Genomic DNA, 11,316 nt, shown 5'->3' on the forward strand with positions numbered 1-11,316 from the left:
GAGTGGTGCAGATACCTGCGAGGTCAGCGGGGTAATCAAAATACTATGCATGTGTGCAAGGTTGAGTATGGGCGCGCTGTAACTTACTCTTTCGCGCCTGAAACGATCTTCTGAACTACTTTTTCTTTAACGAGCAAGATGTATAAAAGGGTAAAAAAGCCTCCGAGAAAGCCCCAGATCAAGCCGATACGCACCCGTCTCGGACTGCTTTTCGCCAGAGGTACTTTCACCGGTTCGAGTACCTTGAAAACCGGGCGCTCTTCTTTCACCGTGACTTTGGCCTGCTCATACCTTCTCACGAGGTCGCTATAAAGCGATTCCGACAAAACATATTCAGCCTGCAATCGTTGCTCTTCGATTTTTGCCGTATTTGAAAAGATATTCCGGTTCTGGTCGCGGTAGCTCTGGAGCGCGTACTCGGCCGTGCGGAGCCTCGCTTTGGCCTCTTTTACACGATCGGCGAGCAAGCCTTCCCGTTGCGCAGCTTTGGACGAGCGGTAATCTTCCACGTAATCGATCAGGTATTTCTGGGCCGCTTCGACGATGATTGCCGAGACAAAAGGATCAATCGTTTCCGCGCTGATCTGGATTACACCGCTTTTTTGGTCTACGTCGGACGAAAGCAGGGATATTGCGCTGGCAATATTGGATTGCTCCTGACGCGAGTAGGAGAGGATGCCGTCTTTTTGCAGCTTAATTTCCTTTTTGGGTGCTTCCGGCTTGGATGAGAACAGCCCGGACAGCAACCCGGGTTTCACTTGCGCCTTCAGAAAATCCAGTAGCGTTTTATACGGCTTGTTGTCCTGGTCTACCACAGGCTGTTTGAGCAAATACTCGCCGAAGGGCGAGCTCTGCATGATGTTCGGGTAAAGTTCTGGTTGCAATTTCTCTGCACCGTCGCCGGTAAGTCCGGCGCCCAGCAGGGAGAAAGACCCTCTTTTGGAAGTGCCATATTCAGGTAACAGGCTTACCGAGGCTTCATACTTTCTGGGAAGCAGGAAACTGTACGCTACACCGGCTATCACAGATACGATTGCGACCAATATCATTAGTTTGATATACTTTCCTACGAACAGGATTATATCGGCAAAACGTATTTCCGAAGCATCGAACGAACTTTCCTTGTTGTCACCTACTTCCGGCTTTTTTTCTGGATGGGATATCATGATTAATTATCTGCTCAGGCTAATTGCCGCCAAGGTGATCGTACTTAGAATGGATGCGACGAAAGAGAACAATGCAATACGCTCACCAGGTGTTCTCTGGCGCTCCGGCTCTGCTACTTTCACCGGTACGGTCACAACCGCACCAGGTTCAATTTTAGGGAAAGATTTGAAAAACAGGAAGCTCTTCGTTCTGTACGTCCGGCCATTGGGATAGGATACAAATACGCGCTTTTTCCAGCCCTGCTCGGTGTAACCGCCGGCTTGTGAAATATAGTCGTCGTAGCCGAACTTGGAATCGAAATTCATGACCGACGGATTGTGTACACCGCCTTGTATCCGCACGGTTTCGAGCCGCCTGGGGATAATCAGCGTATCGCCGTGCATGAGCAACAGGTTGGATGCAAGCGACGGTTTGTTCACAATTGCTTCGATATCCACCGCAATGAGCTCCTGGGCGCGGTAAAAGCGTGCGCCGGGCAGATAGGCTTCCGGCCGCAGTCCGCCCACTTTGCTGAACAGGTCGGAAATGCGTTCGAAATTATTGATAATGGTATAATTGCCCGGGTACCTCACTTCGCCCATGATTGTAACCGATTTCTGGGCTTCATACCTCGGCGACTTGCGTATCACCACGATATCCTGTGGTTGGAGTTTGAACTTCTGGTCATCCGGATTAAGTACCAGGTTATCGGCCACGTCGATTGTGAAAATGCGGACGTTCTGCGATGTAGGCAGGTCGAGCGTATCGTTTTTCACCCGGCGAGATACTTCGATGCGGTAGGGGATACCACCTTCGGTATAGCCGCCGGCCTGGAAAATAAGGTCGGCAATGGTAATGTCTTTGTAATAGTAATAGTTACCCGGGTTGATGACCGAGCCTGAAACGGACAGATAGGTGAATTCTTTCAGGTCTTCCACCGATTTGATCGTCAGGATATCGCCTGCGAGCAATGGAATATCGGCTATTTCGCCATTAACGAGTTTTCGGAGGTCGATGGCTACGATACCCGTCTGTGTTTCGCCGCTGGATCTTTCCAGGATAGCCCTGTTCAGGAACGCGCGTGGGCTAAGTCCCTGCGCCGCCTGGATCAGTTTAAGTACCGAGTTGCAGCGTTCTTCCAATGCGTAAGGGCCAGGCAATGTAACTGCGCCCCGCACTTCCACCTGGTTAGCTACGATATCCAGTATTCGTTTTACATTAAAAATATCGCCGTTTTTAGGAGCGAAAGTTTCTACCTGCACGGAATCGATGCTACCGATCATGTAATTTGTGCCGGTGTTGCGCTGGTAAGTGAATGTCTTCGTATAAGCTTCCGGTGTGTAGCCGCCTGCATAACGGATCAGCGTCCCCAGGCTTTCACCTGTTTTCGCTTCAAAGATACCCGGGCGTTTCAATTGCCCGTTTAATTCGATCCGTGTTTCAAATGGCCGGATAAGGATAATGTCCTGGTCCTGCAAAGCAATATTGTCGCGCAGGTCGGCATCGACCAGGAACCGGTAAAGGTCAATTTTGCGGATGACCTTGTTGTTCCGGATCACTTCGATATTACGGTAGGAACCGTTCAGGCTTGGCCCGCCGGAAATCGAAAGCGCATTGAAAGCCGTAGCGAGCGACGAAACCGTGTAGGTGCCGGGGCGTGCCGCCTCGCCCGTGATCATCACGTGTATGCTGCGTACATTGCCGAGCGTAATAGATGAATACGTTCCCGAGCCCGGACGGTTCAGTGTCGAATAGGCCTGGCGCAGGCGGTTTATGATGCGCTCGCTGGCTTGCTCGATAGTCAATCCGTTGACATACACCGGAGCCAGGTTAAGCATTTTAACGGTTCCTTCGGGACTGATCTTCATGCGGAAGTTATCCACCGCATTTCCATAGATATCCACAACGATTTCATCTTCCGGTCCCAGAACGTAGTTCCGTGGCGTGGCAATGCGCAGGTTAGGCTCGAAGGTGGAACGGCCTCTGGAGAAGAACGAGTATCCGAAAGTACGGCTCAACCGACGGTTCCGCGAACGGCGCGCACTGGTGGAGTCGCGTTCGTTGTTGGCTTCGTCATCCAGTTCATCCGTATCGTCCTGTTCCCTGGTTTCATCCAGTTCGTCGCGGTTAGGATCTTCCACCTTTCTTTCGTCCGGCTTCTGTTGCAGCCGTTTGCGCATGGCAGATATCTGATCCAGTGTATAGCCTCTTTGCAAAGCGGCCCTTTCGATGTCCATGTCGGACATCCCCGCCGATTTGGCCTGGTTATAGAAGTCGACTGCCTGCTGGTTGGTTACCTGCGAGGGATCGATTTTCTGCTGTGTCGGATCTACCGTGGGAAGCTGAGGAGAAGTATTGTTTTGAGCAAAACCCCCGATGCTGGCCAGTAGTAGCAACAACATGAAGGCATTTTTGAAATAATTTCTCGCAAAGGATTGATAATGCATGCAGTGTAGTTGAATTGTGATCAGGACCGCCCATTTCCGGCCGGTCCTTTGGTTATGTTTAAATTATGCCCGGGCAAATCTACAAAATCTTATTTTATTTAATTGATCTGTCTGATCGATCGAATTCTGACTACAAATTCGCGCCTTCCACACGGATCGCCAGCTCTTTAAGCTGCCCGTCCGAGATTGTCGAAGGAGAATCGATCATCACGTCGCGACCGGAATTGTTTTTCGGGAATGCAATGAAGTCCCGGATCGAATCCGCGCCGCCGAAAATAGAGCAAAGCCTGTCAAAACCAAATGCGATTCCGGCATGAGGAGGAGCGCCGAATTCGAATGCATTCATAAGGAAGCCGAATTGTTCCTGGGCTTCTTCGGCAGAGAATCCGAGGATCTCGAACATTTTCCGTTGAAGCTCTTTTTCGAAGATCCTTACCGAACCTCCGCCAACTTCAACGCCGTTGATCACCATATCGTATGCATTGGCCCTTACCAGTCCCAGATTTTTATCCAGCAGGTGTATATCCTCTGGTTTCGGACTGGTGAATGGGTGATGCATCGCAAACCAGCGGTTTTCCTCTTCTCCAAATTCCAACAACGGGAAATCGATCACCCATAATGCACGGTATTCGTCAGGGTTACGCAGACCCAGGCGTGAACCTATTTCGAGGCGTAACTCGTTGAGCTGCTTACGTGTTTTGTCGCCCTGGCCCGATAAAATCAGTATTAGATCTCCCGGTTTGGCGTCAAATGCTTCAACCCACTTTTTAAGCTCTTCTTCGGTGTAAAATTTGTCTACGGACGATTTAATCGACCCATCGGTATTGTAGCGAACGTATACCAGGCCTTTGGCACCGATTTGCGGGCGCTTGATCCAATCGGTCAGTTCGTCGACTTGTTTTCTGGTATAACCTGCACAACCGGCGGCATTGATACCCACTACCAATCCGGCATCGTCGAACACGCCGAAGCCTTTTCCGGACGTAAGGTCGCGGTCATCGCCTTTCAGTTCCACGAACTGCATTCCGAAACGGATATCCGGCTTATCGGAACCGTACAGGCGCATGGCGTCCGCATAGGTCATGCGGGGAACTTCGGGCAGGTCGATGTTTTTCACTTTTGCGAAAAGCTCACGGATCATGCCTTCAAACGTATTCAGCACGTCTTCCTGCGTCACAAACGACATTTCACAGTCGATCTGAGTAAATTCAGGCTGGCGGTCGGCGCGCAGATCCTCGTCGCGGAAACACTTCACAATCTGGTAGTAACGGTCGAAGCCGGCTACCATAAGCAATTGTTTGAATGTCTGCGGAGATTGGGGTAATGCATAAAATTCGCCCGGGTTCATGCGGCTCGGAACCACGAAATCGCGGGCGCCTTCCGGCGTGGATTTGATCAGTACCGGGGTTTCTACTTCAATGAAATTCAAATTATCGAGGTAAGCACGGGTATAGCGAGCTACCTGGTGGCGCAGTTGCAGATTTTGACGAACCGTATTCCTGCGAAGGTCGAGGTAGCGGTATTTCATGCGGATATCGTCGCCGCCGTCGGTCTCGTCCTCGATCAGAAACGGAGGCAGTTTCGCCGGGTTCAGAATGCTGAGTTCGGCCACGCGGATCTCGATGTCGCCGGTTGCGATTTTGTCATTTTTCGAGAGACGCTCGATCACGGCACCTTTGGCCGAAATCACGAATTCGCGGCCCAGCGAACGGGCAGTTTCCAACACATTTGCGGGGGTTTTGCCCTCTTCGAAAAGAAGCTGGGTGATGCCGTAACGGTCACGCAGGTCGAGCCAGATCATGCCTCCTTTGTCGCGGACGCGCTGAACCCAACCACATAATACAACGTCTTGATTTACATGTCCTAAGCTTAATTCCCCGCAGGTATGTGTACGTAACATATAACTATTTTAATACTGATATAATGAAAGTCGCTGATAATAAATGCGGCAAAAGTACGTATTTTTAGCAAATCTAACATGAAGTGTTTTCTATGAAAATATATGACAGCGTGAGCGGACGAGTGAGCCTGGTCCTTTCTTCACTTGTTTTTTGCGTAACCTGTTCATGCAATGACCCCGAGCCAGCACCCGGGGGAAACGGACTGTCCGACCAGTTTGAGACAGCTCCCGAGCAATTCCCGATAGCTACCGGCATTATCGACGAAGCGTCCGGCCTGGCGGCCAGTGCATCGATGCCCGGTTACCTCTGGACGATCCAGGATTCCGGCCAGCCGAATTCCGTGTACCTGATCAGCAAGGATGGGAAAAACATTAAAGAATATAATGTACCCGGCTCCCAGAACCACGATTGGGAAGAAGTGGCGGTAGGCCCGGGGCCGGATAATGGCATGTCATACATTTACATTGCCGATACCGGCAATAACAACCAGCCCTTAACAGCCACCAATACCATTTACCGCATTCCCGAAATCGGCGGTACCGATGGCTCTTTCAACCAGAATGCATTGCAAAAGATCACTTTCAGCTATCCTGATGGTCCACGGGACGCGGAAGCGCTGATTGTCGACCCTGTGACGAAGGATATTTTTGTGCTATCAAAGGAAGTATCTGGTACTAATATTTACCGGCTGGCATTTCCGCAATCGACCTCGGACGTGAGCGTGGCCGAAAAAATCGGGACGGTGCCGGGCGTGGTACTGGCAACTGCGGGAAGCATTTCCAAAGACGGGACTGAAATCGTGGTCCGTACCTATCTGGGTGTATATTATTGGAAAAGAAGTAGTGGAGCGTCAATCGGGCAGACGCTCGTGAAATCCGCTACCAAAACTTTGACAGTGGCCCTTGAACCGCAGGGCGAAGCGATCTGTTTCGAAAGCGAAGGCAAGGGTTTCTATACTTTGAGCGAAAAGGGGAACGCCGCCAGCGTGTCATTGAATTACTATAAGAGAAAATAATCACAAACTATGATCAAAAAATTACTCTGCGCAGCACTCGTCGTGCTGGCCCAGCACGTTTATGGGCAAGTTGCTTCCGACGAACAGTACATTCGTGAAAATTATTCGAAAGCCGAGTACGACATTCCGGTGCGAGACGGCGTGAAGCTCCATACTATTGTTTACTCGCCCAAAGACGCTTCCACGGACAAAAAATATCCGTTTTTAATGCAACGCACGTGTTATAGCGTAGCTCCGTACGGCGCCGACAAATACCCGCCGCGCCTGGGCCCAAGCCCTGCATTGATGCGCGACAAGTTCATATTCGTGTACCAGGATGTGCGCGGCCGCTACCTGAGCGAGGGAACGTGGACGAACATGACCCCGCATATCGACAAGAAAAACGGTAAGAACGACGTCGATGAAGCATCGGACACTTACGATACCATCGAATGGCTGCTCAAAAACGTGGCGAACAACAATGGCAGGGTGGGGCAATGGGGTATTTCGTATCCCGGTTTTTACACGACAGCCAGTGCTTTGGCCGGGCACCCCGCATTGAAAGCCTCGTCGCCACAGGCACCGATCGCCGATTTCTTTTTCGACGATTTCCATCACAATGGCGCATTTACGCAGGGCTATTACCTCACATTCCCGGTGTTCGGCATCAAGCCGCCCAAGCCTACGACAGACTCGTGGTTTGCCGGCGAAATGTTCACGCCCAAGCCGGATGGCTATACATTCAACCTGGAAATGGGTTCTTTGAAAAATTTTGATAAATACTATTCTCAGAATTTTTACTGGCAGGAGACAGTCAACCACCCCAACAAAGACGAGTTCTGGAAAAAACGCGATATCCTGCCGCATTTGAAAGGCGTAAAGCACGCATTCATGACCGTCGGCGGCTGGTTCGATGCCGAGGATTTGTATGGTCCTTTGAATACCTACAAAACATTGGAAAAGAACAACCCTTCCATGTACAATACACTGGTGGTGGGCCCATTCGGGCACGGTCGTTGGAGCCGCGAAACCGGGCATACTTTGCACAACGATATTTATTTCGGTGACAGTATCGCTACTTTTTACCAGAACAATATCGAGGCTAAATTTTTCAAACACTTTTTGAAAGAAGCCGGCGATGGAAAGACCGGCTTACCGGAGGCTTATTTGTTTGATACGGGTAAAAAGGAATGGAAGACGTTTGATAAATGGCCGGTAGCCAATGCGGAGAAGCGCAAGTTGTATTTCCATTCAAAAGGCAAACTGGATTTCGAAGCGCCGAAAGAAGGCAAATCGGTAACCGAATATGTGAGCGACCCGTTGAAACCGGTGCCGTATACTGCGAATTACAAACAAATGTCGGGCTTTACGCCATTTGAATATATGTCGGAAGACCAGCGCTTCGCTGCTACCCGCCCGGATGTCCTCGTTTTTGAAACAGAAATTCTGACCGAAGACGTTACCCTTGGCGGCGAAATCAATGCATTGCTCAAATTTGCGACGACCGGTACGGACGCCGATTTCTTCGTAAAACTGATCGATGTCTACCCCGACGACGAAAAGAACCACGCCTACATGCCCGATCCGAAAGTGGTATTGGCGGGCTACCAGCAAATGGTGCGCAGTGAGGTAATGCGCGCCCGCTACCGAAACAGTTTTGAAAAACCTGAACCCGTAGTGGCAGGTAAGGTGACCGACCTGAAATTCCGCTTGCAGGATGTGCTGCATACCTTCAAAAAGGGCCACCGCATAATGGTGCAGGTACAAAGCACGGCATTCCCGCTTTTCGACCGCAACCCGCAGAAATACGTCGAAAACATCTACAAGGCGCAGGATTCGGATTTTACCACTGCCAAGCACACGATTTATCACCAGGCCGACGCACCGAGTTCTCTGGAAGTGGAGATTATTAAATGACGGCTGTTTTCATGGATTCAAAAATTTTCATAATGACTTTAATGACCGCATCGGCATTGTCGGGACCAGGTAATGCGCAGCAATTGAAATATCCTGAAACAAGAAAGCAGGAGCATTTTGACGAGTACCATGGCGCAAAAGTCGCCGATCCCTATCGATGGCTTGAAGACGATCGCTCCGAGGAAACGGCGGCTTGGGTGAAGGCCGAGAACGAAGTGACATTCGGTTACCTGAATGCGATCCCGTTCAGGGAAAAGATATTTGAAGACCTCGAAAAAGCCTATAACTATCCAAAATATTCGGCTCCTAAAAAGAAGGGGGAGTATTTCTATTTCTATAAAAACGATGGTTTGCAAAACCAGGCTGTATTGTACCGCCAGAAAGGCCTGAACGGCACGCCCGAGGTGGTGATCGATCCGAACAAGCTTTCACCGGATGGTACCACGCGGCTTACCGTTTTCAGCTTGTCCAAAGATGGCGCTCACGCGGTGCTGGGTTTTTCCAAAAGCGGCTCCGACTGGCAGGAGTACCAGGTCATGAATATGAAGGACCTCTCCATGCTCGCGGACAAAGTGGAATGGGTGAAAGTTTCGGGCGCTTCCTGGCAGGGCGACGGCTTTTATTATAGTCGCTATCCGAAGCCGGACGGTAGTGCTTTGGCGACTAAAAACGAAAACCACCAGGTGTTTTTTCATCGCATCGGCACGAAACAGGAGGAGGACAAGCTGGTATTCGAAGATCCTGCAAACCCGCAACGTTTCCATACTATGGGCACTACCGAAGACGAGCAATACGCAGTCCTGAATGTAAGCGACCGTGGGAAGGGTAAGGATGGCAATGCGATTTGGGTATTGAAAAAAGGCGAGAGCGGCTTCGTACCCATCCGCGAGGAGATCACCGACGCCAGCTTTCGCATCATCGAAAACATCGGCGCCGACTTCCTGATTGAAACGAACGACAATGCGCCGAATGGTAAGGTAATGCTTTTCAAAACGACCGGAAAAACCTGGGACGCCGTACTGCCCGAGCGAGAGGAGCCACTGGAAACTGCGCAGCTGGCGGGTGGGAAGTTGTTTGCATCCTACTTGAAAGATGTAACCACACGCACGTACGTATATAGCCCGCAAGGCGTGCTCGAACGAGAGATCGAAATGCCGGGGCTTGGTTCGGCGACGGGTTTTGGAGGGGATTGGGAAGATACCTTCGTGTTTTACACGTTTACCTCTTTCAATTATCCTTCGACGATATTCCGGTACGACATTACCAGTGGAAAAAGCAATGTTTTCCGCGAACCCGAGGTGGCATTCAAGCCGTCGGACTACGAAACGAAGCAGGTATTTTACCCGAGCAAGGACGGCACCCGCATTCCGGCATTCATTACTTATAAAAAAGGACTGAAACTGGATGGTACCAATCCCACTATTCTCTATGGTTATGGCGGATTTAACGTAAGCCTGCCGCCTGCGTTTAGCCCTACCCGTATTCCGTTCTTCGACCAGGGCGGTGTATTTGTGCAAGCCAACCTGCGCGGCGGAAGCGAGTATGGAGAGAAATGGCATGAGCAGGGGATGAAGCTCAAAAAGCAGAATGTGTTCGACGATTTCATCGCCGCGGCGGAGTATTTAATCCGTGAAAAATATACATCACCCGAAAGACTGGCCATTCAGGGCGGTTCCAATGGTGGGCTGCTCGTAGGTGCGGTGATGAACCAGCGTCCAGAGCTTTTTAAAGTGGCATTCCCGGCCGTGGGGGTCATGGATATGCTCCGTTTCCACAAATTCACCATCGGCTGGAACTGGATCGCCGATTATGGCAGCAGCGACAATGCGGAGGAATTCAAGGTTTTACGAGGCTATTCCCCGTTGCATAATATCAAAGCAGGCGGCCATTACCCCGCCACGATGATCACCACCGCCGACCACGACGACCGCGTCGTTCCCGCACATTCATTCAAATACGCGGCTGAGTTGCAGGCCAAAGCAGGCAGCACCTCGTCCAATCCACTACTGATCCGGATCGACACCAACTCTGGTCACGGCGCGAGCAACACGAAAAAGGCTTTGGAAACCCAGGCGGATATCTATGCATTCCTCTTCCGCAATATGGGCCTCACCTGGAAGTAATTAGCGGATAGCCAATTCTACAATATTAAGCTTCAATAATTTTTTGTAACCGGTGCACATTTTATTGTGCATTCGGTTACATTTGTATATACAACATTCTTACAGTACCGGCAGCATCACGCTGCGGCCCCGGCACCCGCTCAACGTTTCGAGGATTTTATCAACTCTTTTTTCACGACGCTATGACAAGATGTCTACTCGGGCTTGTCTGCCTTTTTGTTTCGATAAATTCATTCGCTCAGACACTGGAAAGCGATAGGCTGGCGCTGGTGGCGTACTATCAGGCTACTGGTGGTAGTAAATGGTATAACAATACAGGTTGGGTTGTGCCCGGCACCCCTGGGGATAACCCATGTGGATGGTATGGCGTTAGTTGTGAAGGCGGGCGTGTTACCAGTCTCATTATGGAACAGAATGATGCTTATGGACCGATACCGGCAGCAGTCGGAAGCCTGACTGCTTTGAAGCATCTCGACCTTTCGGGAGCAGGGGATGAGATCCCTCAGTTCCAGGGAGACCTGCCCGCGGAACTGGGTAACCTAACTAACCTGGAATACCTTGATATCAGCGAAAACATGATAGCGGGGCCGAATATTCAAGTTATAGGCAATCTCACGAATCTTAAGTATTTATCTATAACGCCCTACTGGAACGTGCCGGCAAGCTTTGCCAACCTCATCAATCTGGAATATCTGCGGATGGCAGCAGAAGACTATCCCTTTCCGACTGCGACAAATTTAGGTTCGATTCCGTCGTTTTTCGGGACATTTACAAAGCTGAAAACATTG

7 protein-coding genes are annotated in these 11,316 nt (G+C 50.5%); 4 read left to right on the forward strand and 3 right to left on the reverse strand.

From position 1 onward, the window contains the following. Positions 1–83: 83 nt before the first annotated feature. The 3 genes from BMW93_RS20755 to aspS form a co-directional block, all read right to left on the reverse strand. Positions 84–1,166 (reverse strand): Wzz/FepE/Etk N-terminal domain-containing protein, encoded by a 1,083-nt coding sequence (locus tag BMW93_RS20755; RefSeq protein ID WP_090380739.1) that lies wholly within the window; start codon positions 1,164–1,166, stop codon positions 84–86. 6 nt (positions 1,167–1,172) lie between these two features. Continuing rightward, positions 1,173–3,548 carry an SLBB domain-containing protein gene (locus BMW93_RS20760; RefSeq protein ID WP_229240623.1) on the reverse strand — a complete coding sequence of 792 codons (2,376 nt, stop codon included), beginning with the start codon at positions 3,546–3,548 and terminating at the stop codon, positions 1,173–1,175. A gap of 175 nt (positions 3,549–3,723) precedes the next feature. Continuing rightward, positions 3,724–5,493, reverse strand: a complete 1,770-nt coding sequence (aspS, locus tag BMW93_RS20765) for an aspartate--tRNA ligase (protein WP_090380745.1) — start codon at positions 5,491–5,493, stop codon at positions 3,724–3,726. A 92-nt stretch (positions 5,494–5,585) separates the two neighbouring features. On the opposite strand from aspS, the gene BMW93_RS20770 reads away from it, so the two are divergent. From BMW93_RS20770 to BMW93_RS35220, 4 genes are all read left to right on the forward strand, one after another. Then, positions 5,586–6,509, forward strand: a complete 924-nt coding sequence (locus BMW93_RS20770) for a PE-PGRS family protein (RefSeq protein WP_090380749.1) — start codon at positions 5,586–5,588, stop codon at positions 6,507–6,509. Positions 6,510–6,518: 9 nt separating this feature from the next. After that, entirely contained in the window at positions 6,519–8,405 is a 1,887-nt protein-coding gene (locus BMW93_RS20775; RefSeq protein ID WP_090380752.1) for a CocE/NonD family hydrolase, read from the forward strand. A 32-nt stretch (positions 8,406–8,437) separates the two neighbouring features. Beyond that, a complete protein-coding gene (locus tag BMW93_RS20780; protein WP_090380829.1) occupies positions 8,438–10,528 on the forward strand; it encodes a prolyl oligopeptidase family protein in 2,091 nt (696 codons plus the stop codon). Positions 10,529–10,932: 404 nt separating this feature from the next. After that, positions 10,933–11,316, forward strand: a 384-nt coding sequence (locus BMW93_RS35220) for a leucine-rich repeat domain-containing protein (protein WP_409013109.1), incomplete at its 3' end; no start/stop codon positions are given.

It is taken from the genome of Dyadobacter sp. SG02 (assembly GCF_900109045.1).
Lineage (GTDB): Bacteria > Bacteroidota > Bacteroidia > Cytophagales > Spirosomataceae > Dyadobacter.